Raw genomic sequence first — 23131 nt, 5'->3', positions numbered from 1 at the left:
GCCGATTGTGCGCCGCGCGCATATCCCCGAGAATGCACGGCATCTTTCATGCTTGGATGCCTCGCGTTTTCCCATGGACCGTATACAGGCAATGACGACCTTCGTCACGGTGGTCGAGACGGGCGGCTTTGCATCGGCGGCGCGCAAGCTCGATGTATCGCCGTCGGTCGTGAGCCGCGTCGTGACGGAGCTCGAAGAGTATCTCGGCGTGCGCCTGCTCACGCGCACGACGCGCGTCGTGCGTCTCACCGACGCGGGCAGCGGCTATTTCGAGGACTGCCGGCGCATCATCGGCGAAATCGAGACCGCCGATCTCTCCGCGACCGGCACGCATTCGTCGCCGCGCGGCCTGCTCGCGATCACCGCGCCGGTGATGTTCGGCCGGCTGCACGTCACGCCGGTCGTGCTCGACTATCTGCGCCGCTATCCCGAAGCCGATGCGAGCTGCTGGTTCGTCGATCGCGTGGTGAATCTCGTCGACGAGGGTATCGACGTGGCGGTGCGCATCGCGCAATTGCCGGATTCGTCGTTGCAGGCGATCAACGTCGGGCGCGTGCGGCGCGTGCTGTGCGCATCGCCCGCTTATCTCGAAGCGCACGGCACGCCGCGTCATCCCGACGATCTCGCGGAACACGTGGTCATCGCGTCGACGGGCGCATCGACGCCGCCGGAGTGGCGCCTGTTCGATGGCGAGCGGCAGGTCACCGTGCGCGCTCACCCGCGCCTCACGACGACCACCAACGATTCCGCGATTGCCGCCGCGCTCGCGGATTTCGGCATCGCGCGGCTCTTGTCGTATCAGGTCGCGCAACATGTGAACGAGGGGCGTCTCGCGATCGTGCTGCCCGAGTTCGAGCCGCCGCCGCTGCCGATCCATCTCGTGCATCGCGAAGGACGTCACGTGACGCAAAAGGTGCGCGCGTTTCTCGATCTTGCCGTGACGACGCTGCGCTCGGACACCTCGCTGCGCTGACGCGCGCCGGGCATACGCGCCTTCGGTGACATTTCGTCCATCGGCCGGCGAATCGAACGTCCGTTAGCACGCCCGCCGTGCAAAGTACCGGCAAAACATGCAACATAGCTGTCTCGAACGATCGCACCGATCGGCGCGCTTTCGGCTTTCCTGAACCTTTACCGGCTCACGCACCATGACGACTTCAACTTCTCCTTCGAATGAACGCCCGCTCGACATGATCATCTTCGGCGGCGGCGGAGACCTGGCGGCGCGCAAGCTGCTGCCGGCGCTCTACATGGCGCACAACCACTGCAACCTTCCCGCCGACACGCGCATTCTCGCGATCGGCCGCAAGGACTGGACGCGCGAGGATTACCTCAGGAATTTCATGGAATCGCAGGCGCGTCCGTTCATCGACGCGAAGGCGTTCGATGCGCAATCGTGGGACAAATTCCTCGCGCTCTTCGACTACGTGCGCATCGACGTCGAGAATCCCGGCGATTTCGAGCGTCTCGCGCAGGCCGTGCGCCCCGCTTCGCAGCGCGTGCTTTATCTGTCGACATCGCCTGAACTGTTCGTGACCATCTGCGAGAACCTCGACGGCGCCGGCATTCTCGACGACCACGCGCGCGTGGTGCTGGAAAAGCCGCTCGGCCACGATCTCGCGTCCGCGCGCGCGATCAACGACGCCGTCGGCAAGCACTTCAAGGAAGAGCAGATCTACCGCATCGACCATTATCTCGGCAAGGAAACCGTGCAGAACCTGATGGTGCTGCGTTTCGGCAATGCGATCTTCGGGCCGCTGTGGCAGGCGCCGTATATCAAGAGCGTGCAGATCACGGTGTCGGAGACGGTCGGCGTGGGCAGCCGCGCGGGCTTCTACGATCACACCGGCGCGTTGCGCGACATGGTGCAGAACCACTTGCTGCAACTGCTGTGCATCGTCGCGATGGAACCGCCGGTGTCGCTCGACCCGGACGCCGTGCGCGACGAAAAGCTGAAGGTGCTGAAGTCGCTGCGGCCGATGACCGTCGCCGATATCGCGCGCGACACCGTGCGCGGCCAGTACACGGCGGGTGCGGTGGGCGGCGAAGCAGTGAAGGGCTATCTCGAAGAACAGAACGTGCCCGCCGACAGCCGCGCGGAGACGTTCGTCGCGTTGCGTGCGCATATCAACAACTGGCGCTGGGCGAACGTGCCGTTCTTCCTGCGCACCGGCAAGCGCATGCAGAATCGCCGCTCGGAGATCGTCATCGATTTCGCGGATCTGCCGTTCTCGATCATTCCCGACGGTCCGCGTCACTATGGCAACCGGCTGACGATCATGCTGCAGCCGGAGGAATCGATCCAGTTGCAGATGATGGCGAAGGAGCCCGGCAGCGGCATGCACATGCAGCCGGTCACGCTCAATCTCGATCTGCAGCAGGCCATGACGCAACGCCGCGCGGAAGCGTATGAGCGCCTGTTGATCGACGTGATTCGCGGCAGGCTCACGCATTTCATGCGTCGCGACGAACTCGAAGCGGCGTGGACGTGGGTCGAACCGATTCTCAACGGCTGGAAGGAACTGGGCGACCGGCCGCGTGGGTATACGGCGGGAACATTCGGACCGGCGGCTTCGAGTGCGTTGATGGCAAGGGAAAATCAGGCCTGGGCGGAAGAGGCTTGAGGTTTCGCGCGATGCGGTGATGGTTGTTCACCGCATCGCGACGTGCGATGCCCTTCTCGCCGCCAACGCCGCGCCCGCCGCCATCACCCCCGACAACACCACGATCCCGCCCAGAATCCCCACGAGCCTCATCAGCGCCGGCATCGGGTCCGACGACCAGTGATGGTCCTGCACGAACACCATGATGAACGCGATGCCGAACTGCCGCCCGACATAGCTCGCGCCTTGCGTGCCCGTCTGCACGTGACAGCCGAGCCACACGCCCGCGCACAGCGCCGCCATGCAGGCGAGCGCGTTATCGCCCAATAACGGCAGAAGCGCGAGACTCACCGCGCCCGCAAGCAGGCAGCCGATGAAGCGCTGGATCATGCGCTCGGCGATCGGCTTCCTCGTCGGCTTGCCGAGCGCCGATGCGGGCAGGATCAGCACGGCGACCGCCGTCACCATCGCCTGCGCGAAGCCGGACAGGTCCCACGTGTACGCGAGCGCCGCCAGGATCATCACCGACCACGCGCTCTGCCACGCGAGCCGCTTGCGCATCGCGAGCGCGATCTGCTCCGCGCGCGCGACGTGCATCGCATCGAGCGCCTGCACGGCCTGCGCCGCATCGGACGGAATGACGGTGACCGCTTGCGCGCTGGCGCCATCGACGCGATCCACCGTGGATGCCGCCTGCGCGCGCGGCACCGGCGGCGCGCCCCGCGACTTGCGATAGTGCTGCACGCCCGCATGAAAGAGCGCCGACACCGCCACGCACGCCACCGTCCCGACGACGACTTCCGCGACCCGCAACAGCGCGAATGACGCCGTCGCCGCCGCGGAGACGAGCCGATGCGCCTCGAACGTCACCATCAGCGCTGTCACCGCGCCCAGCACCCACGCGTAGCCCGCGTCCGACACGAGCGCGCGATACACCGACACGCCCACGATCACGCCGAGAAACGGCACGAAGATCCACGGAACGTCGCCGATCAAGGCGCCCGCCACCGCGCCGATGATCGCGCCCGCGACCGTTCCGACCACCCGCTGGACGCCGCGCTGCGCGCACGCGGAGAACTTCGACTGCATCACCGCGAAGCCGCTGATCGCCGCCCACCAGATGTTGCTCAGGTGGAAAGCGTAGGCGAGCGCCACGGCGAGCCCGACGGACAGCATCGCCTGCGTCGCGAAGAGCGCGCGGGCGGGCGTCGGTCTGATCGCCGCGAGTTCGCGTCCGAGCGCGGCAAATGCGTCGCCGACGATGTGGACGAACGCGCCCACCGCGACGGCGCTTTCGCGCGGAATCGGGCGGGCGTTGCGGGAGGAGTCGTCGGTCGGCATCGTTCTGGCGATTTCAGGCGTCTGGCTTGAGCGTAGCCGCCCATCGACCGGATGCAAAGCCGAACCGCGCGAGGTGCGGCAAATCCGCTACACGCGCGAAGTCAGCAGGCGAATGCCCGCCGCGCCGAACACGAGCGCGAGGCACGCATCGAGGCCGCGCTGGATGCGCGTGTAGATGCGCCGCGCGGACGCCATCGAGAAGAGCGCGGCATAGCCGCCGAACACGCACGCGCCGATGCAAAGACACCCCGCGACGACCACGAGCATATGCCCCGGCCCCTCGCCCGCCGACGAACCGAGCGCCGCCACCGACATCCACACGAGAATCGCCTTCGGGTTGGTGAGATGCAGAAGCGCGCCGCGCGCATAGAGCCTGCGCCCGCTCGGCGCTTGCGCATCCGCCGATGCGTCCCGCAGCGGAGGCTTCAGCGCCGCGCGTCCCGACTTGAACGCGAGCCACAGCAGATAGAGCCCGCCGCAGATCTTCACGCCGATCAGAAAACCCGAGTACGCGGTCAGCGCGGCGGAGAGGCCGAGCGCCGCGAGCATCGCCCAGAAGAACGAGCCGGACATCACGCCCGCCGCGAAGGTGAACGCCGCGCGCCGCCCGGACGTGCTGGCGATCGACATGATCGCGAGATTGCTCGGCCCCGGACTCGCCGTGCCGACGAAATACGCCGAATAGGCGATGAGCAGATTTGCGCTGAGCAAGGCGTGGCCGTTCATGGCGATTGCGTCTCCGTTTCGATTTTCGATATTTTCGCCGGAGAAACGCCGCCCGCCCATGAACGCATCGCGTGCGCGCGGGCAGGCCAGTTCCTTGCGGATGCGCGAGGCGGTGCTATCTTTTAAGGCGCGCAAGGAGCCGCGCGTCTCCATCCGATGCACCCTCACACAAGGACACATCATGGCGAAGGTACTCGTTCTCTACTACTCGATGTACGGTCACGTCGAAACGATGGCCCACGCGATAGCCGAAGGCGCGCGTGGCGTCGCGGGCGCGGAAGTCACGCTGAAGCGCGTGCCCGAAACGATTCCCGCCGAGCAGGCCGCGAAGATCGGCGTGAAGCTCGATCAGCAGGCGAGCGTCGCCACCGTCGACGAGCTCGCGGACTACGACGCGATCATCTTCGGCACGCCGACGCGCTTCGGCAACATGGCGGGCCAGATGCGCACATTCCTCGACCAGACCGGCGGGCTGTGGATGAAAGGCGCGCTCATCGGCAAGATCGGCAGCGTGTTTTCATCGACCGCTTCGCAACACGGCGGGCAGGAAACCACGATCACGTCGTTTCATACCACGCTGTTGCATCACGGGATGGTGATCGTCGGCGTGCCGTATGCCTGCGCCGGGCTCACGAACATGAGCGACGTTTCGGGCGGCACGCCCTACGGCGCGACCACGATGGCCTCCGCCGACGGCAGCCGCCAGCCCACGCAGAACGAACTCGATATCGCGCGCTATCAGGGCAAGCATGTCGCCGAACTGGCGGCGAAGCTCGCAGGATAAGCGCTACGTTCAGGCCTCGACGTCGAGTTTCACTTCGTAGAGCGACTTGCCGTCGAGATCGTGCAGCGAAACCGTCAGCGCGCGGCTGGCGGGATCGATCTTCGCGCGGCCGTAGAACTGCTGCAGCGCCGCGGGCGAGCGGTTCTGCGGATTGTCCTTCGGCACGCTCACGTAGCGCAGTTCCGGACCGAACGTCGTGTCGAGATCGTTGGGTCCGAACGTGCCCGCGTTGATCGGCCCGCCGACGAATTCCCAGAACGGTTTGAATTCCGTGAACTTCGCCCGCGACGGATCGTAGTGCGTCGCCTGTGCGTAGTGAACGTCGGCGGTGATCCACACGACGTTCCTGATGTCTTCCCGCTTGATGAAGCGCAGGATCTCCGCGAGTTCGAGTTCGCGCCCGAGCGGCGCGCCGTTTTCGGCGTTGGCCCATGCCTCGAACGTGCCCTTCGGCACGTCGGGGTTCGCATCGGGGACGACGAGCGAAATCGGCATGTCGCTCGCGATCACCTTCCACGTCGCGCGCGACGCCTTCAACGATTGCTTGAGCCACGCCGTCTGCTGCGAGCCGAGAAAGGCCGAATCGGCATCGAGACGGGTCTGTCTGTTCGGCGAGTTCGCGCCGCGATACGAACGCTCGTCGAGCATGAACACATCGAGCAGCGGACCGAACTGAAAGCCGCGATACACCTGCTCCGGATCGAGCTGATTGATGCGATACGGGTTGTACTCGAACATCGCCTGCTTCGCGCGCGCTTCGAGCAGGTTGATCGCGCGCGTCTGATAACGCTTCTCCGCCTCGCCGATCTGCTGGCCCGGATACCAGTTGTTGCGCACTTCGTGATCGTCCCATTGCACGAGGAACGGCACTTCGGCGGCGAAGCGGCGCTTGTTCCTGTCGAGCTGGTTGTAGGCGAAGGCCGCGCGATAGTCGTCGAGCGTCTGCGCGACATGCGACTTGCCTTCGGTGACGATGTTCGTCCACATCGTGCCGTCGGGCAGCTTCACTTCCGGTTCGATCACGCTGTCCGCGTAGATCTGGTCGCCCTGATGGATGAAGAAGTCCGGCGCTTCGCGGCGCATCGCCTCATAGATGCGATAGCCGCCGAAGCGCTCGTTGATGCCCCAGCCCTGCCCCGCTTCATCGCCGGAGAAGACGAAGGTGATCGGTTTGTTCGCATCGAGCGATGCCGTGCGCAGGCGTCCCGTCACCGGCTCGCTGTAGGCCTTGCCATCGACGAGATCGGCAAAGCGCACGCGATAGAACACGTCGGCGGCGGGCGGCAGGCCGGTCAGATCGACGCGCGCCGTGAAACCGCTGCCCTCGAGCGCGGCCGGCCCGATGCGCCGCTGGAACGTGTCGAAGCGCTCGCTCGTCGAGTACTCGACGATCATACGCGCCGGCCGGTCCGTGCGGCTCCAGACGATGCCGCTCGTCGCCGTGACGTCGCCGCTCATCACGCCGCCGGGTAGTTGCGGACGCAACTTGTCGGCGGTGACGACGCCGGGCGCGACGCCTTGCGCGAGCGCATCGGCGAGACCCGCGCCCGTGAGCGCGAGCCCCGTGCCGGATACGAGACCTTTGAGCAAGGTGCGTCGGGACGGCTTGATGCGATCCGGCATGGCGAGCTTCCTCTCGAACGTTACGGGGACGTGACGCGCTGCGTCGAATCGACGATGGTAAAACGCAACGGTGTCGCTTTTGTTTCAACGGGAGCTACATTGCCCGCATGATTCGCTGCGATCAGCACGCGGCGATTGCTGTGACGGCTCACCGCGTCGGACACGCGCTCTTCCCAGAAGCGCCAGTTCGCGGCCTTCGTGCGGCCGATCACGATGAGGTCCGCGTCGAACTCGCGCGCCGCCTGCGCGATCACGCGACCGAGCGTCGTGCCGCCTGGCAGGTCCATCGTCACGCATACGCCGTTGATGCTCGACGCGCGTATCGCCTGAAGCGTGCGCTTCTCGACTTCGCGCGCGAGTTCGTCGACATGCGCGAGCGCCGCGCCGAAGTCGTACTGCGCGGACGATATCGCCCAGAACGGCATGCGGTCCACCACATGAAGCGCCGTGAGGCGCGCATTGCATTCGCGGGCCCGCGCGATGCCGAGCGTGAGCGCGGCATGGCTGTTTCCCGGACCCACTGCAACGAGAATGTGCTTTTGCATGATGTCGTCTCCGTTGGATGGTTTGCGCTTCAATGCATGCGCCACGCGTGCTTGACGGCATCGATCACGGCGGCTTCGGTGCAGGTCATCATGCCGTCCGCGACCACCGCCGATTCGCAGAGCGTGAGCACGTCGCGTCGTATGCGCGCGTCGCGCACTTCGCCCGCGAGCGCTTGCACGACGCGCGGATCGACGCGACACACGTCGTCCCACGTGAGAAAGGAACAACGCGTGAGGTCTTCGCAGACTTCGCGCACGACCTCGTGCAACTCGCCCGCATGAAGCCCGAGCCGCGCATAGAAGCCGCGCCGTTCGAGCTCTTCGATTTCCGCACTGCCGATATGTCCGTCCGCGATCAGCGACATCACGACGATGCGCGCAGCGGCGCGGGGACTGTCCGATGGATAGTGGCGCATGGCATTTCTCCTCGATGAAACGTCGTCAACGAAAGGCAGTGCGATGGTTTCGATAAGGACCGCGCCGCCTGATTGCTTCGCATCGTAGGCTCGGACAATGAGCATCGAATGAGCGCGCCGCGCGGGACGTCGATGTCTGAGCAGCCCGAACAATCGCGCTCGAAAGCGTTGGCCGGCGCACGACAGTTCGCTTTTCTTCGCTCGTCGTCCTGTGAAGCCCGAGCCTTGCTGGACAAGGCTCCCGCACGTTTCATCGCGCGGCTGGCATAGCCGATGCATAAGGCTCTGCCGTCGCGTCATGACTGCCTGCCACTGTTCGACGCGACCGGGCCGGCCACCTCGTGCGCCGGCCCGTTTCTTCCGGCGCCGCGGCCTTCGTATCGCGAGTTACCGGCGGCACGCGCAGGCGCCAAGGAGATCACCATGAACAATTTCGACGACGCCTTCGAAGCGCTGATCGGCAGCGAAGGCGGCTACTCATTTCATCCGGCGGACCCCGGCGGCGAAACGATGTGGGGCGTGACGGCGCGCGTCGCGCGCGGCTACGGCTATGCAGGCGCGATGAAGGACCTGCCGCTCGACCTAGCGAAACGCATCGCCAAGCAGAAGTACTGGGATCCGCTGCATCTCGACGAATTCGATCCGCGCGTCGCCTTCCAGATCTTCGATGCGAACTACAACGGCGGCCTCGTCGTGCTGTGGATGCAGAAGGCATCGGGCGCGAAGGAAGACGGCAAGTTCGGCCCCGATACCGTCGATGCCGTGAAAGCCGCCGATCCGATGCGCTTCGTGCTGCGCTTCATCGCGTATCGATTGCGTTATCTGAAGGGCTTGCATGCGTGGCCGACGTTCAGCCGCGGCTGGACCGACCGCATGGCGACGAATCTTCTTCTGGGAGCAGCATGATGGACTGGACCAAAGTGGCGGCAACCATCGGCGCGAAGGCGCCTCTGCTCGCGGGGCTCGTCGGCGGGCCGGTCGGGCTCGGCGTGACGACGGCGGCCGCGATCATCTCGCATGCGCTCGACACGCCGAACGATCCGGATGTCGTCGAGACCGCGCTCAACGATCCCGCCGCGCTCGACAAGATCGGTCAGGCCGAAAGCGCGAACTCGTTGCAGTTGCAACAACTGGTGGTGGCGGCGGCGCAGGCGCGCCTGTCGTTCGAAGCGGACATGGCGCGCATCGCGGCGGGCGACCGCGCCGATGCGCGCGCAATGGGCACCGCGAACAAGGACTGGGTGCCGAAAGTCCTCGCGATGTTCGTCACCGCCGGCTTTTTCGGCATCCTGCTTTTGATGGCGCTGCGTGCGTTGCCCGAGGCGAATCGCGATCTCGTGAACGTCGTGGTCGGCGCGCTCGGGACCGCGTGGATCAGCATCATCGGGTATTACTTCGGGACGTCGGCGGGTTCGATGCGCAAGACCGAACTGCTCGCGCAACCGAGCGTGCCGATCACGCCGGAAACCGCCGTCACGTTGCGCGATCCCGCACCGGCGCCGGCGGCGCGCGACCATTCCGGCGCGAGCGTCGACCATGCGCCGCGCGCGTTCGTGCCGGGCGGACAAGGGCCGATCTTCACGGGCGCGTCCTGAGCGTCGCGGCGTCAGAGCCCGGTTCGCGGATCGTAGGGCCGCGCCGGATGATGCGCGATGTTCTCGAACTGCGGCCTGATCGCATCGCTGAAGGCGGTCTTCTGCTGATCGTTCAGGCTGCCGTAGAACGTGAGCCACGCTTTCGCCGACTGCTCGGATAGCGGCGCGTCCTGCTGACGGATCTTCTGGTCCATCGCGTGCAGCGCGGAGAGATCGAGGATCGGCTGCTTGAGCATCGTCTGCATGCGCGCCTGCATCTGGTCGGCGTTCATGCGTTCCGATGAGTGGCTTTCGCGCATCGCGTCGAGCGCGGCTTGCCACTGCACTTCCTGATCGGCCGTGAGATTCAGTTGAGTGTGAAGCGTGCGCATGTCGAGCGGCTGCACGTGGGCAGGCGCGGCGTTGTCCATCGGCAGCGCCTGCGCGTAGACCGGCGCGGAGCCGAGCCCGAGCGAAAGCGCGGTGACGACGGATAGCGCCGAAAGCTTGAGAAGCAAGCCCGTGCTGCGCGCCTTGCGTGCGTTCGCCGATGCGTTGAGCTGGGTCATTTCGTTCCCCTTTCCTTTTGTCGATGTGCGATGTGGTTGACCGGGTTTGTCGCCGCAACCATGGAAAGGAGTGTAGGGACCGGGAATTAGGTGAGAGTGAGGGCGTGGCCGGCACGTCGAGCGCTGCCCTCTCGATGACACGCACGTCGCGTATCAGTGATAGTCCTCTTCCAACTGATGGCGGATAGCGAGGATGCTCACGGCCGTGTCGTCGTCGATTTCAAAAAGCACGACATAGCCCGAAGTGCCGAACGAGACGAGCAATTCACGTAGAAAGGGATTCTTCTCGTCCGCCTTCCGGCAGGTAAAGGGGAAGTTCTTCAATACTCCGATGCCTTCGCGGATGGCTTCCACGGCTCGTTCCGCGACCTGCAAATCGCGCTCGAGCTGAAACTGGAACAGGCGAATCAAATCGTCGCGTGCGGCGCGCGTGTATCTGACGGTGTAAGTCAATGACGCTCCCGTTCGGACTTCGCCGCATTCAACATCGCCTGGAGTTCGGCATGCACATCGTCTGCGTCGAAATACTCGCCGGTTCTCCGTGCTTCCTCGCGTGCCGCGAGTCCGCGCGCAATGAACTCGCGTTGGAGCTGGCGTCGGGCAACGCCCGCGCGCAATGCGGACTCCATGAATGACGAAAGCGTTTCGTTCTCGCCGAGCACGTCTTCAACGGCCTGACGCAGTTCGGGTTCGACTCGCAATGCCGGAATGGTCGCGGATTTCATGATCGCCTCTCTGTATTGCAATTGCGATACATGATAACACCCATCGATGCCCCGAAAACCCTCACCTTTAGCGCGATTCATGCCGCCGAAAGCCTTCAGACATAAGCCTCGGACGCCTTCCGGCGGCATCCTCCCGAAAACCCTCACCTCAGATCACGTTCAGCATCGACAACGCCGTTTCCTGCAACGGCTGCAACACGCGAGCGAGCGCGGCCTCGCTCGTCTCCTTGCCGATCGGCATGTTCGCCGACAACGCCGCGATCACTTCGCCATGACGGTTCTTCATCGGCACCGCGACGCCACGCACGCCCATCTGCAATTGCTGCTCGATCGCGACGTACCCGTCGACGCGCGCCTGCCGGATCTTGTCGTACAGCCGCTCCTTGTTGGTGATCGTGAGCGGCGTGAACGGCTTGAACTCGGTGGCGTCGAGCCATCCGCGCACCGCCGTCTCGTCCATGTACGCGAGCATCGCGATGCCGCCCGACATCAGCGCGGCCGGCACGCGCGCGCCCAGCACGAAGCCGGTCGTCATGACGCGCGTGGAGCCGTTGCGCGCGATGATCACGAGATCCCAGTCATCGAGCACGCTCACGTACACCGATTCGTGGATCAGCGCGCTCAACTGCTGCAGATAAGGCTGGACGATGCGCGGCAGCCGCGCCGATTCGAAATACGACCAGCCCATGCGCAGCACGCGCGGCGTCAGATTGAAGAGCTTGCCGTCGGTCTGCACGTAGCCGAGATGCGCGAGCGTCAGCAGATAGCGGCGCGCGGCGGTGCGCGTGAGTCCGGTGCGCATCGCGGCTTGCGTGGGCGTCATGCGCGCGTGCTGATCGTCGAAGGCTTCGAGGATCGCAAGACCCTTTTCGAGACCGGCGATCCAGTCGCGCTTGTCGAGTTCCGGTTTAGTCATGCTGACATGCTTGTTTAGTTATGGAAGAACGGATGTTTCGGCGATCCACCAAAGCCATTTGCTAGTGCTAACCCCCAAAGTGATCGATTATCGGACACTTGCGTACGATAATCGCGCAAAATTTGTCACAAAGCGTTGATCCGGAAGGGCTGCGCTTTTATTCTCCAATCACTTTCAGAGCGACGCGCGATTTCACGGTTTCGACTGCTCCGCCGCTCGACCAGGTTTCCAGGCTCAACTCCATAAACCCATTTCGGAGACATCTCTATGGCTAGCCCTAAGGAAGACGCGCACGGCGGCCGCCAGGCGAAAAAAGCGACCGCGAGCGGCTGGATCGGCTCGGCGCTGGAGTATTACGACTTCTTCATTTACGCCCAGGCAGCAGCGCTCATTTTCCCGCAGTTGTTCTTCCCGTCGGGCAATCCGAAGGTGGCGATCATCGCGTCGCTCGCGACGTACGGCGTGGGCTACGTTGCGCGTCCGATCGGCGCATTCGTGCTCGGCCATCTGGGCGACACGCACGGCCGCAAGAACGTGCTGCTCATCTGCATGTTCCTGATGGGTTTTTCGACGATGGCCGTCGGTCTCTTGCCGACGTATCACAGCGTCGGCATGCTCGCTCCGGCGTTGCTCGTCGTGCTGCGCCTGATTCAGGGCTTCGCGGTGGCCGGTGAAATCTCCGGCGCCAGTTCGATGATTCTGGAGCACGCGCCGTTCGGACGCCGCGGCTACTACGCGAGCTTCACGCTGCAAGGCGTGCAGGCCGGCCAGATTCTCGCCGCCGCCGTGTTCCTGCCGCTCGCCACGTTCATGCCGGAAGACATGTTCAACGCGTGGGGCTGGCGTGTGCCGTTCCTGCTGTCGGCGTTCGTGCTGGTCGCGGGCTACATCATCCGGAAGGAAGTGCATGAAACGCCGGCGTTCACGTCCGAGGAATCGCACGGCGATCTGCCGAAGTCGCCGATCAAGGAAGCGTTCGCCAACAGCACGCCCGACATGATCCGCGTCGTCTGCATGGCGCTGATGAACGTGATTCCGGTCGTGGCGACGATCTTCGGCGCGGCGTACGCGGTGCAGTCTTCGTATGGCATCGGCTTCCACAAGAGCGTGTATTTGTGGATTCCGGTGGTCGGCAACATCGTCGCGGTGCTGGTGATTCCGTTCGTCGGCAACCTGTCGGACAAGATCGGCCGTCGCCCGATGATGATCGGCGGCTCGCTGATCTCGGGTCTGCTCGCGTTCGCGTATCTCTATGCGATCAGCATCCACAGCGTGCCGCTCGCGTTCCTGATGTCGCTCCTGATGTGGGGCGTCGTGTATCAAGGCTATAACGCGATCTTCCCGAGCTTCTATCCGGAACTGTTCCCGACCCGCTCGCGTGTTTCGGCGATGGCGATTGCGCAGAACATCGGCACGACGATCACCGCGCTCCTGCCCGCGCTGTTCGCGGCGGTCGCGCCGCCGGGATCGAACAACATCCCGCTGACGGTCGGCGCGATTGCGTTCGGCGTGACGATCATCGCGGCGATCGCGGCTTACTCGGCGCGTGAGACGTATCGCATCCGCCTGAACGATCTGGGCAAGAAGGACGCCGTGCCGATGAGCGAGCAGGAGTATGAGCGCTTGCGCGCCGACTCGATGTCCGTGGATAAGGTGGCGAAGGCGCGCCACGCGTAAAAGTGACCGTGCTGGAGTGATTTGCCGGGCCCCGTGGGGCCCGTTTTTTTTTGGACGCTCGACGCTCAGAGCGAAACGGACATCGGAGATGCTAGGCGCGTCGCATTCGTCGCGCGGGCGACATGCTCCCTCAAGCGCACTGCCTCGCGAGTTGCCTGAGCGCAGGCCCCGCGTGATCGTGAAATCGTTTGATGCCGCTGCACAGATAGTTCAGGCCGGCTTCACCCTCCGGGCTGCGGACGAAGCGATTCTTGGGGCATTCTCCCCAGCACACGTTCAGATGCCTGCATTGACGGCAGTACGCCGGCAACGTATCCCGCTTCGCGTAGCCGAAGCTTTGCTGTTGCGGCGAGAACGCCATCTCGCCCAGATGCGTCGTCCGGATATTGCCGAGCGACCACGCCGGGTACACGTAATGATCGCAGGCATAGACCTCGCCGTCGTGTTCGATCGCCAGCGCCTTGCCGCAGAACTCGGCGGTCACGCAGGTCTGCGCGGGGCGTCCCATCGTCTGGACGACGGCCGTCTCGAAGAGATTGACCAGCACGCGGCCCACGTCCTTTCTGTGCCATTCGTCGAAGGTCCGCGACAGGAAGTAGCCCCAGTCGTCCGGATCGACCGACCAGTCCGTCACGACGGAGTCCGGGTTGCCCGGCCTGGCGGCGCTGCTTCCGAGCGTCGGCAGCGATTCTGCCGGCCAGTGCTGAGGCGCGACGCTGTGAAAGTCTTTCGGCTCGACGCACGGAATGAACTGGATGTAGCGGGAATCCAGTTCGTTGCGCAAAAAGCGATAGACGTCGAGCGGCCTTTTCGCGTTGACGCGGTTGACGACCGTGAGCGTATTGAACGCCACGCCGTGCTTGCGAAGATAGCCGACGCCCTGCATCACCTTGTCGAAGGTGGGCATGCCCTTGCGATCCCGTCGAAACGCGTCGTGCAACTCGCGCGGCCCGTCGATACTGACGCCCACCAGAAAGTCATGTTCCTTCAGGAATGCGCACCATTGGTCGTCGAGCAGCGTCGCGTTGGTCTGAAGATCGTTCGAAATGCGGCGCCCTTCCGGGACATATTTCTTCTGGATTTCGACGATGTCGCGGAAGAATTCCACGCCCAGCATGGTGGGCTCGCCGCCTTGCCACGAGAAAATGATCTCGTCGCCGTTTTGCGCTTCGATGTACTGGCGGATGTAGCGCTCCAGCATCGACACTTCCATCCGGCGGCCGCGATGCTGATCGAGCAGATGTTCCTTGTGCAGGTAATAGCAGTAAGTGCAGTCGATGTTGCACGTCGAACCGATGGCCTTCGCCATCGTATGAAAGCGCCCTTTCTGCGCCGGCGCGACGGGTTCCGGCGCGCGCGGCCGCGCCTTGTGAAAAGAAACCGGCTGCACCCGTGTGCCGTCGCTGATCTCATGCATGTCGATTCCCGCTGGTCGCTTGCTGCTGGATAACCGGATGTTCCGGAATCCCCGATATGTCAGTTCCCGGTCGGCAGCGGAATGCTGAACCCGTTCTTCTCCAGTTCGTCACGAACGAACTTCAGGCGCTCGTATTGACTGAGCGTAATCGGGCCCGCATAGGCTTCGCTCTGCGCTTTGCGTGGCGGATATTGCACGTATGTCTTCATCTCGTCTTTCACTGCGCCACTTAACGCCGGAAGCGTCCAGGTGTGCTCCGTATAGTTGTTCATGAAGATGTCGTAGCGCTCCTGCGGGTCCTGGTACAGGTCGAACACTTGCGGCACGGTCGCGACGTAGCTCTCGGGCCCTTTCCAGCCGAGATTCGAATCCACTGCGAGACCGCCCGTCTTCACGCCTGCGTCGCCACGCAAATTGAATACGGCCTTGAATTGACCGACGCGAACCGCCCCCGGCGTCAACTCGTTCTCGGTGAAATAGAACCATGCCGTGCGTTTGCTCTTGCCCGTGCCGAAGAGCACCGGCGACATGTCGTAACTGTCGAAGATGATGGGCTTGCCCTCGCGATCGTTCTTCGGCAGATCGACTCCCGCCACGGCGGCGAACGTCGCCATGCAGTCGAGACCGCCCACGATGTCGTAGTTTCGCGAGTGCGGCTTGATCTTGCCGGGCCACCACGCAATGGCGGGCACGCGCGTGCCGCCCTCGCGATCGGTTCCTTTCGTGCCGCGGAACGGCGTATAGCCCGCGTCGGGATAGACGTCCTGCCAGGCGCCGTTATCGGTCGTGAAGAACACGAGCGTGTTCTTGTCGAGCCCCTTCTCGCGCAGCTTGTCGAGAATATGGCCGACCCGCGCATCGAGCTCGACCAGCGAGTCCGCGTACTTGGACTTCGCCAGCGATTTGCCGATGTAATCGGGATCGGGCATGTTGGGCTGGTGAACCTTCATGAAATTCACGTTGATGAAGAACGGCTGCCCGCTCTGCGCAGCTTCGTCGATATCGTCGAGCGCGGCTTTTTCGATGTACCGGTCGACAAACGGAATCCCGACGATCCGTTTATCCGGTTCGTTTTGATATTGACCGTTCAGCTTGAAATCTTCATGCGCCTTTTCGCCGGCCTTCCCGGACAGCATGCCCTTCGTCACCTTGGTGAACATGTCCCGTGTCGGCTGATCCATTTCCGGGAACCATTTCGGATCGGCGTAGGTATAGGCGTTCAGGTGATACAGCCCGACGTATTTCATGTCGTCGTAGCCCTGAGCGTTGGGCAGCGCGTAATCGGCTTCGCCGAGATGCCATTTACCCGTGAAATAGGTCTTGTAGTTGCCGAGCTTCAGCACCGACGCCAAGGTCCACTCTGCATGAGGAAGCCCGCCGCCCTGGCCCTGAAACGCGACGGTCGTCATGCCGCTGCGGTTCGGATTGCGCCCCGTCTGAAGCGCCGCGCGGCCCGGCGTGCAGCTCGGCTGGCCATAGAAGTCGAAGAAGGTCATGCCTTCGTCGGCCATTCTGTCGAGATTGGGCGTCGGAATTCCACGTCCTTCGCCGCCGCCATAGACGCCGAGATCGCCCCAGCCGACATCGTCGCCTACGATCAATACGATGTTCGGCTTCGACGTCTGCTGCGAGCTGGTCTGCGCCTGCCCGGAGATCGCCACGCTCAGCAAGCCGGCTGCCACGAGTGCAAAAGGCGCGCGCTTGACCGGCTGGGCCAGCGTCGTGAAGTATGCACCAAGGTTCATGTTCATCCCCTAGATGGAAACGGCTCACCCGTGCGCCCGGGCAGCGGTCGCGCGACAAAAATTCGACGCTGATACTCGCAGCGTCAAAGCGATATCGTTTCAGCGAGCGCTTGGCAAGCGTTTTCTTTTTCCAGATCGGAAACGAGCAACAGTCGCCGTGGGCGATCGCCAGCCGCGATGAGCGCGAAGCCGATCGCATCGCGCTAACATGAATGCCTTTCAGTTCATGACATAGAGGCATGAATGCCCGCTTTCAACGAACGCATCCTCAACGGCATCAGCGTATTCGCCGCGATCGTCGATGCGGGCACCTTCGCCGCCGCGGGCGATCGTCTCGGCATGTCGCAGCCCGGCGTGAGCCGCGCGATCGCACGGCTCGAAGCGCGCCTGAAGATCCGTCTGTTCGACCGCACCACGCGCAGCGTCTCGCTCACCGATGACGGCCGGCGTTTCTTCGAACACGTGATGCCGCATCTCGCGGGACTGGAAGAAGCCGCCGCCACCGCGTCGGAGGGCGCGACGGCCGTGCGCGGCCGCCTGCGCGTGAATGTCGATCCGATTTTCTCGCGGCTATTGCTCGGCCCGAAGCTCGACGCGTTCCTGCACGCGCATCCCGATCTGCAACTGGAGCTCATCACGAGCGATCGTCTCGGCGACATCATTGCGGACGGCTTCGACCTCGCCGTGCGCTTCGGCGAGCCGCGCGATTCGAGCCTCGTCGCGCGCAAGCTGCTCGATACGCCGGTGCGCACCGTCGCCGCGCCTTCGTACATCGAGCGGCACGGCAAGCCCGCGACGCCACAAGCGCTCGCCGACGATACGCACACGTGCATCGAATTTCGCGATCCCGGCACGGGGCGGCCGTTCGCGTGGGAGTTTCATCGCAAGAAGAAGCGCCTGACTGTGCAGACGCGCGGCCGGCTCACGCTCAACGATCCCGGCACGATGCTCGGCACGATTCTCTCGGGCTACGGCATCGCGCAGATTCTGCTGCTCGGCCACGAACACCTGCTCGCCGACGGCAAGCTCGTCGATCTCTTTCCCGACTGGCCCGACGAGCGCTTTCCGCTCTATGCGTTCTATCCGTCGCGGCATCATCCGCCGGCGAAGACGCGCGCGTTCCTCGATCTCGTCATCGCGTTGACGGGCGCGAACTGACGAGACGCCTCGACGCAACGTCTCTCGAACGAGCGATCCGCATGAGGCTCGTCGCTCAGAGCGTCACAGACTTCCCGCCGCGCGCGCTTTCGATGATCGCCGCGAGCGTCGCGGCATTGTCGAGGCTCACTTGCGCGTAGTACTCGATCGCAGCGGCGTCGCGCGCCGCGACCATGCGCGCGAAGCTTTCCGCCGCGAAGAAGAAGCCGCTGCCGACATCGGAGGCAACCGGCTCGAACGGCACCGAATTCGGTATGCCGCGCCGCACGCGCATCTGGCTCGGCAGATAGCCGTAACGGTCGCCGGCCGTTTCCGCGCTCGTGTAATTGAGATACTCGGTGTCGATGGTCCCCTGCGAACCGATGATCGTCGCGTAACGATGATTCGCCGCGTCCATCGAACACGAGACTTGTGCGCGACGGCCATCGGCATAAGTGAGCGTCGCCATGAGACTGATGTCCACCTTGCTGTCCGCCCACGTCGCGATCGCATCGACGCGCTGCGGCGCGCTTCCCATTACGAGACGGATGAAGCTCAGCGGATAGCTGCCCGCGTCGAGCAGCGCGCCGCCGCCGAGCTCGGGCTTCATGCGGATGTTCGCGCCGGGATTGCCCACCGTAAAGCCGAAGCACGCCTGAATCGCGCGCACTTCGCCAATCGCGCCTTCGCCGATCAACGTCATCATCGCGGCGGTCTGCGGCTGGAAGTAGTACGGGAACGATTCGAGCAGCATCACGCCGTTGCGATCGGCGGCTTCGAACATGCGCGCGGCTTCGTCGCGATCGAGCGCGAGCGGCTTTTCGCACAGGATGTGCTTGCCGTGATCCGCCGCTTTGATCGCCCATTCGGCATGCAGGCTGTTGGGCAGCGGAATATAGACGGCATCGATATCCGGACTTGCGAGCAGCGCGTCATAGCTGCCGAACCAGCTTTCGATGCCGTTCGCTTCCGCGAAGGCTTTCGCGTTCTCGTCGCTGCGGCTCGCGACGGCGACGACGCGCACGCGCTCGCTCGGCCTGACGTCACGCGCGAACTGCCTTGCGATGTTCGCGCCGCCGAGAATGCCGAGGCGCAGGACGGATGAAGTTTGAGCAGAAGACAAGGCGGGCTCCTTGAGTTTGTACCAAATGGTTCATCCTCGAAAGGTAACACATTCGCCTGCGCATCAGGGCGCGCATCGGTCGGGGCGAACCTTCGTGCCGCGTTGATCGGCGGGCACGCGGCAATTGTCGACGCGTTGTTCGTCGCTCGCCTTGTCGCCGAGGCGCTCTTTCAGCGTCCTGGGCTCGGATGCCGCAGCGGAAGCCGCGTCGGGTGCTGCGGCATCGGCCGCAGACGCGGCGCCGGTCCACACGAGACATACGCATAGAAGGAAGAACGTCTTCATGATAAGCCCGGCATGAAGCGATGAAAGGACAAGCGTGATCGCGCCCGACACGCGCGACGCCCCGCTTCTTGCGCTTTCATTCAGGCATGCATTCCACTGACGATATCCTTCGCGTGGGCTGTCGACGGAATCGCCCGCAAGCCGCGCACTCTGACGATAAGCCCGCTCGCGTCAACGCGATTCGTGATTTCGAGCGTCGCGTGATGCCGTTGCGCGACGCGCAGCGCGATCGCAAGGCCGAGTCCGCCGCCATGCCCCGACGTGCCGGCGCAGCGATAAAAGCGGTCGCATACGCGATCGATCTCGCTTTCCGCAATGCCTGGACCTGAGTCGAGCACGGTCAGCGCGATACGTTCGCTTTCGCGCCGCAACGTCACGTCGACGCGGCCGCCGCACGGCGTATGCCGGATCGCGTTGTCGAGCAGATTGTTCACGAGCACGGCGAGCGCGTGCGTATCGCCCATGATCGTGAACGCGTCGTGCTCGCCCCGCGCCTGTTCGAGTTCGAGGCCGAGGTCGATCGAACGGGCTTCGGCCAGCAAGGAAAAATCGCTCACGCGGCTTTCGCACAGCGTGCGCAGGCTCATCGGTGCGATGGCCGCCTCGCGCGCGGCATCCTCGCGCGCCATGCTGAGCAATTGCTGCGCGAGATGGATGAGGCGGTTCAAGCGGCCGTCGATTTTCGCGATCGTCGCGGCATCGACCTGAAGCGAACCGTCGCCGATCGCGCCCTGGATTTGCAGCTTGAGCGCCGTGAGCGGCGTGCGCAGTTCGTGCGCCGCATCCGCGACGAACGTGCGCTGCGCCTGCGACGCGTCGCCCAGACGCGCGAGCAAATCATTCAATGCGTTGACGAGCGGATGCAGTTCGTCGGGCATCGGCTTGTCGAACGCGATGGGTTCGAGCGACTCCGGCGAACGCGCGGCGACCGAGTGCGACAGCCAGCGCACCGGCGAAAGCCCGCGCGCGACGACGAAAAGCACGATCACGACGATCACCGGAATCAGCACGGCGAGCGGCCAGATCGTGCGCAGCGCGAGCGAAATGGCGAGGTCGTCGCGAATGTAATACGGCTGCGCGACCTGCACGAAGCGGTCCGGCTGCTCGACGCCGAACGCCCGCCAGCGAAAGCCTTCGCGCTCGGCGGATTCGAAGCCGACGCCCAGGCGCGGCAGCGCAGGCTCGTGCGGCGAGTGATAAATGAGCCGGCCCGAGCGGTCCCAAATGTCGATGACGAGCCGGTCGTCCGAAATGCCGTGCAGTTCGGGATTGCGCCCCTGCGCGACGTCGTCGGCGTCGATGTTGTGCGGCAGCGAGAGTGCGACGGTGCGCAGCTCGTAGTCGAAGAGCTCGCCCGCTTCCAGCCGCGCGGTGCTGAATATGCCGACGCCCGCGATCAGACAGGCGATGCCGAGGCCGCAAATGAGCCATCCGAGCAGCCATCGGCGAATGGACGTCATCCGACCCTCTTCAGTCGATAACCCACGCCGCGCACGGTCACGATTTCCTCCGCGCCGATCTTGCGCCGCAAGCTGTGCACGTGGACTTCGATCGCGTTGCTGCCGATCTCCTCGCCCCAGCCGTACAGCTTCTCTTCGAGTTCCGGTCGGCGAAACACGCGCGACGGCTCCTCGATCAGCGCCTGCAACAGCGCGAACTCACGCGGCACGAGATTGAGCGCGACGCCGCCCTTGCTGGCTTCGTGCGCGGCGGGATCGAGGCTCAGTTCGCCGTGGGAGTACACCGGATGCTTGTGGCCCGTGCGGCGTCTCAGAAGCGCGCGCACGCGGGCGGCGAGTTCGTCGAGATCGAAGGGCTTCATGAGGTAGTCGTCCGCGCCGGCATCGAGTCCACGGATGCGGTCATCGACTGCATCGCGCGCCGTCAGGATCATCACGGGCGCATCGCCGCCATTCTTGCGATAGGCGCCGAGCACGTCGAGGCCGTCGCGCCGGGGCAAAGTCAGGTCCAGCAGCACGAGGTCGTACACGCCGTTGCCAAGCGAAAGCTCCGCCGCGCGGCCGTCCTGTGCCCAGTCCACGGTGTAGTTCGCGCGGCGCAATGCAGCGAGCACGCTCTCCGCGATCATCTCGTCGTCCTCCACCACTAACAGGCGCATGCGCTTTCTCCAGGCTCGAACCAATGCCCACCGATTCTCGGGCCTGCACGCTTACGCGGCGCTTAAGCCATGCGCGCCGCCGCACATCGCGGCTTCGTTGTCGGCGTTGCGCGCGTTCTGCTTAAGCATTGCATAAGCTTCATCCCCGCACTATACCGTCGAGCGCGCCGATTCGCGGCCGCGCGACCCGGAGATGCCGGTGCGATCGTCCACTCTCGTTGCCCTGCGTGCGAATACCGTGCTGATCGCGTTGTGCATCGCCGTGTCGGATGCCGCGTGGCTCACGGTATGCGGCTGCTCGGGCCACGTGCATGCGCTCGAACACACCGCCATGCGCGTGGCGACGCTCGCGAGCGCCTTGGGCATCGTGATCGTCGTGCGGCGCATCGCGAAGCTCGCATTCGATGCCGCCCGCACGGCGCATCGCATCGCATGGGCCGCGGACCGGCTCGTGATCGACGGAAGCTGTCCCGGCGGCTGGCTCGTGCAACTTCATGTGGAACTTCATCCGGCAGGCTCACGGCTGAGCGCCGCACGAGATTGTCCGCGCACGGCGGCGTCCGCCAGAGTGCCACGCGGTCGGGAGTGAACTCGGAATTCGCCCGATCGCCTTCGTCCGGCTTCTCCGCCGGGTTTTTTTCGTCCACGACGATTTCCTCGCGTCACGGGCATTTCAATAGTAATTAGTTTGCTTACCTAAGCATCTATCAAGATTCGGGCGATCGCCGCCAAAGGTGAGTTCTTTCGGGAGCGCGATTTTTCTTGCGAAAGTTGCAATCCGCAACTAAATTGAACGGATGTGGTTGCGCTTCGCAACCGATGGAGACGTCATGGATTTCATCGACACACCCGTTCAGCCGCGCGACAAAACCATCCTCGAACTGCGTGAGTTCTCGCGCAAACTCGTGCGCGAACTGGGCTTCATGCGCAACACGCTCGCGGACAGCGGCCTTGCGCCATCGGCGGTGCACGCGATCATCGAGATCGGCGCGACGCCCGGCATTCAGGCACGCGATATCGCGCAGATTCTGCGGCTGGACAAGTCCAACGCGAGCCGGCAGATCGCGCGGCTCGAAGCGGCGGGGCTCATCGCGCGGCAGACATCGGGCGTGGATGCGCGCTCGTCCGAGCTGTATCTCACGACGTCAGGCCAGAAGCTGCGCAGAAAAATCGACAAGTTCGCGACCGATCAGGTTTCCGATGCGCTGCGCCGCATGGTGCCCGAAGATCAGCAGACGCTCGTGCGCTCGCTCGCGCTCTACGCCGATGCGCTCGCGCACAGTCACGATCGCAAGACGCCGCACGCCGCGCATGCGCACGGCGCGCGGATCGTCGAGGGGTATCGGCCGGGCTGCATCGGCGACGTGGCGAGCCTGCACGCGCGCTTCTATGCGCATCATGCGGGCTTCGGCGTGTTCTTCGAGCGCAAGGTCGCGACGGAACTGGCCGCGTTCGCCGAAAGCCTGCCCGCGCCCGGCAAGGCGCTGTGGCTCGTCGTGGAGGGCGAGCGCACGCTCGGCTCGCTGGCGATCGACGGCGATGCGTCGACGCGCGTCGCGCATCTGCGCTGGTTCATCGTCGACGATGCATTGCGCCGCAGCGGCATGGGCCGGCAATTGATGGCGCGCGCGATGGACTTCGTCGATGCGCACTACGACGAGACGTATCTCTGGACCTTCAAGAGTCTCGACACGGCGCGCCATCTGTACGAGTCCTTCGGCTTCACCTTGACCGACGAAGCCGAAGGCGCGCGCTGGGGCACGCCGGTGACCGAGCAGCGCTTCGCGCGCCGCCCGGTCCGATGAT

General features: G+C 64.3%; 24 protein-coding genes. 9 read left to right on the top strand and 15 right to left on the bottom strand.

What is annotated here, in order from left to right:
- Nucleotides 1–73: 73 nt before the first annotated feature.
- Nucleotides 74–973: a LysR family transcriptional regulator gene (locus NOV72_RS17655; protein WP_106855887.1), complete on the top strand. Its 900-nt coding sequence runs from the start codon at nucleotides 74–76 to the stop codon at nucleotides 971–973.
- Nucleotides 974–1148: 175 nt separating this feature from the next.
- Nucleotides 1149–2624 carry a glucose-6-phosphate dehydrogenase gene (gene zwf / locus NOV72_RS17650; protein ID WP_106855886.1) on the top strand — a complete coding sequence of 492 codons (1476 nt, stop codon included), beginning with the start codon at nucleotides 1149–1151 and terminating at the stop codon, nucleotides 2622–2624.
- A 27-nt stretch (nucleotides 2625–2651) separates the two neighbouring features.
- Here zwf and NOV72_RS17645 read toward each other — a convergent pair whose 3' ends face one another.
- Together NOV72_RS17645 and NOV72_RS17640 are read right to left on the bottom strand one after the other, a co-directional pair.
- Nucleotides 2652–3944: an FUSC family protein gene (locus NOV72_RS17645; protein ID WP_106855885.1), complete on the bottom strand. Its 1293-nt coding sequence runs from the start codon at nucleotides 3942–3944 to the stop codon at nucleotides 2652–2654.
- A gap of 87 nt (nucleotides 3945–4031) precedes the next feature.
- Nucleotides 4032–4670, bottom strand: a complete 639-nt coding sequence (locus tag NOV72_RS17640) for a LysE family translocator (RefSeq protein ID WP_106855906.1) — start codon at nucleotides 4668–4670, stop codon at nucleotides 4032–4034.
- A 181-nt stretch (nucleotides 4671–4851) separates the two neighbouring features.
- Here NOV72_RS17640 and wrbA point away from each other — a divergent pair, with 181 nt between their 5' ends.
- A complete protein-coding gene (gene wrbA / locus NOV72_RS17635) occupies nucleotides 4852–5454 on the top strand; it encodes an NAD(P)H:quinone oxidoreductase (RefSeq protein ID WP_106855884.1) in 603 nt (200 codons plus the stop codon).
- Nucleotides 5455–5463: 9 nt separating this feature from the next.
- On the opposite strand, the gene NOV72_RS17630 is transcribed toward wrbA, so the two are convergent.
- The 3 genes from NOV72_RS17630 to NOV72_RS17620 are packed head-to-tail and all read right to left on the bottom strand — an operon-like array spanning nucleotide 5464 to nucleotide 8038.
- Entirely contained in the window at nucleotides 5464–7077 is a 1614-nt protein-coding gene (locus NOV72_RS17630) for an alkaline phosphatase D family protein (RefSeq protein ID WP_106855883.1), read from the bottom strand.
- A 20-nt stretch (nucleotides 7078–7097) separates the two neighbouring features.
- Complete coding sequence (locus tag NOV72_RS17625) at nucleotides 7098–7622, bottom strand: universal stress protein (protein ID WP_106855905.1); 525 nt, start codon at nucleotides 7620–7622, stop codon at nucleotides 7098–7100.
- Nucleotides 7623–7651: 29 nt separating this feature from the next.
- Entirely contained in the window at nucleotides 7652–8038 is a 387-nt protein-coding gene (locus NOV72_RS17620; protein WP_106855882.1) for a hypothetical protein, read from the bottom strand.
- 423 nt (nucleotides 8039–8461) lie between these two features.
- Here NOV72_RS17620 and NOV72_RS17615 point away from each other — a divergent pair, with 423 nt between their 5' ends.
- Both NOV72_RS17615 and NOV72_RS17610 read left to right on the top strand, forming a co-directional pair.
- Complete coding sequence (locus tag NOV72_RS17615) at nucleotides 8462–8944, top strand: glycoside hydrolase family 108 protein (RefSeq protein WP_106855904.1); 483 nt, start codon at nucleotides 8462–8464, stop codon at nucleotides 8942–8944.
- The gene (locus tag NOV72_RS17610) at nucleotides 8944–9633 is read left to right on the top strand and encodes a hypothetical protein (RefSeq protein ID WP_106855881.1); all 690 of its coding nucleotides are present in this window, start codon (nucleotides 8944–8946) and stop codon (nucleotides 9631–9633) included. The genes NOV72_RS17615 and NOV72_RS17610 overlap by 1 nt, the downstream gene beginning before the upstream one ends.
- Before the next feature lie 11 nt (nucleotides 9634–9644).
- Here NOV72_RS17610 and NOV72_RS17605 read toward each other — a convergent pair whose 3' ends face one another.
- The 4 genes from NOV72_RS17605 to NOV72_RS17590 form a co-directional block, all read right to left on the bottom strand.
- Entirely contained in the window at nucleotides 9645–10181 is a 537-nt protein-coding gene (locus NOV72_RS17605) for a Spy/CpxP family protein refolding chaperone (RefSeq protein WP_106855880.1), read from the bottom strand.
- 153 nt (nucleotides 10182–10334) lie between these two features.
- On the bottom strand, nucleotides 10335–10634 hold the full coding sequence (locus NOV72_RS17600; protein WP_106855879.1) for a type II toxin-antitoxin system RelE/ParE family toxin: 300 nt from the start codon (nucleotides 10632–10634) through the stop codon (nucleotides 10335–10337).
- Nucleotides 10631–11035: a YlcI/YnfO family protein gene (locus NOV72_RS17595; RefSeq protein WP_425428734.1), complete on the bottom strand. Its 405-nt coding sequence runs from the start codon at nucleotides 11033–11035 to the stop codon at nucleotides 10631–10633. The genes NOV72_RS17600 and NOV72_RS17595 overlap by 4 nt, the downstream gene beginning before the upstream one ends.
- Nucleotides 11036–11054: 19 nt before the next feature.
- Nucleotides 11055–11822: an IclR family transcriptional regulator domain-containing protein gene (locus NOV72_RS17590; RefSeq protein WP_106855877.1), complete on the bottom strand. Its 768-nt coding sequence runs from the start codon at nucleotides 11820–11822 to the stop codon at nucleotides 11055–11057.
- Nucleotides 11823–12089: 267 nt separating this feature from the next.
- Between NOV72_RS17590 and NOV72_RS17585 the strand changes: the two genes are divergently transcribed.
- Nucleotides 12090–13499, top strand: coding sequence for an MFS transporter (locus NOV72_RS17585; RefSeq protein ID WP_106855876.1), 1410 nt, complete (start codon nucleotides 12090–12092; stop codon nucleotides 13497–13499).
- Between the two features lie 130 nt (nucleotides 13500–13629).
- On the opposite strand, the gene NOV72_RS17580 is transcribed toward NOV72_RS17585, so the two are convergent.
- Nucleotides 13630–14916, bottom strand: coding sequence for an anaerobic sulfatase maturase (locus tag NOV72_RS17580; protein WP_245933075.1), 1287 nt, complete (start codon nucleotides 14914–14916; stop codon nucleotides 13630–13632).
- A 59-nt stretch (nucleotides 14917–14975) separates the two neighbouring features.
- Complete coding sequence (locus tag NOV72_RS17575; protein WP_106855902.1) at nucleotides 14976–16661, bottom strand: arylsulfatase; 1686 nt, start codon at nucleotides 16659–16661, stop codon at nucleotides 14976–14978.
- A 243-nt stretch (nucleotides 16662–16904) separates the two neighbouring features.
- On the opposite strand from NOV72_RS17575, the gene NOV72_RS17570 reads away from it, so the two are divergent.
- Nucleotides 16905–17819 carry a LysR family transcriptional regulator gene (locus NOV72_RS17570; protein WP_106855875.1) on the top strand — a complete coding sequence of 305 codons (915 nt, stop codon included), beginning with the start codon at nucleotides 16905–16907 and terminating at the stop codon, nucleotides 17817–17819.
- Nucleotides 17820–17874: 55 nt separating this feature from the next.
- On the opposite strand, the gene NOV72_RS17565 is transcribed toward NOV72_RS17570, so the two are convergent.
- From NOV72_RS17565 to NOV72_RS17550, 4 genes are all read right to left on the bottom strand, one after another.
- Nucleotides 17875–18921, bottom strand: coding sequence for a Gfo/Idh/MocA family protein (locus NOV72_RS17565; protein WP_106855874.1), 1047 nt, complete (start codon nucleotides 18919–18921; stop codon nucleotides 17875–17877).
- A gap of 63 nt (nucleotides 18922–18984) precedes the next feature.
- Nucleotides 18985–19206, bottom strand: coding sequence for a hypothetical protein (locus NOV72_RS17560; RefSeq protein ID WP_106855873.1), 222 nt, complete (start codon nucleotides 19204–19206; stop codon nucleotides 18985–18987).
- Nucleotides 19207–19286: 80 nt separating this feature from the next.
- Nucleotides 19287–20666, bottom strand: a complete 1380-nt coding sequence (locus NOV72_RS17555) for an ATP-binding protein (RefSeq protein ID WP_106855872.1) — start codon at nucleotides 20664–20666, stop codon at nucleotides 19287–19289.
- A complete protein-coding gene (locus NOV72_RS17550) occupies nucleotides 20663–21325 on the bottom strand; it encodes a response regulator (RefSeq protein WP_106855871.1) in 663 nt (220 codons plus the stop codon). Before NOV72_RS17550 ends, NOV72_RS17555 begins: the two co-directional genes overlap by 4 nt.
- A 199-nt stretch (nucleotides 21326–21524) precedes the next feature.
- Here NOV72_RS17550 and NOV72_RS17545 point away from each other — a divergent pair, with 199 nt between their 5' ends.
- Together NOV72_RS17545 and NOV72_RS17540 are read left to right on the top strand one after the other, a co-directional pair.
- The gene (locus NOV72_RS17545; RefSeq protein WP_146150016.1) at nucleotides 21525–21914 is read left to right on the top strand and encodes a hypothetical protein; all 390 of its coding nucleotides are present in this window, start codon (nucleotides 21525–21527) and stop codon (nucleotides 21912–21914) included.
- A gap of 241 nt (nucleotides 21915–22155) precedes the next feature.
- Complete coding sequence (locus tag NOV72_RS17540) at nucleotides 22156–23130, top strand: bifunctional helix-turn-helix transcriptional regulator/GNAT family N-acetyltransferase (protein ID WP_106855869.1); 975 nt, start codon at nucleotides 22156–22158, stop codon at nucleotides 23128–23130.
- Nucleotide 23131: the final 1 nt, after the last annotated feature.

This window comes from Caballeronia novacaledonica (assembly GCF_900258035.1).
In the GTDB taxonomy this organism is placed as follows: Bacteria; Pseudomonadota; Gammaproteobacteria; order Burkholderiales; family Burkholderiaceae; genus Caballeronia; species Caballeronia novacaledonica.
The sequence above is the reverse complement of the archived record's forward strand: the minus strand, read 5'-3'. Positions and strand labels throughout refer to the sequence as shown.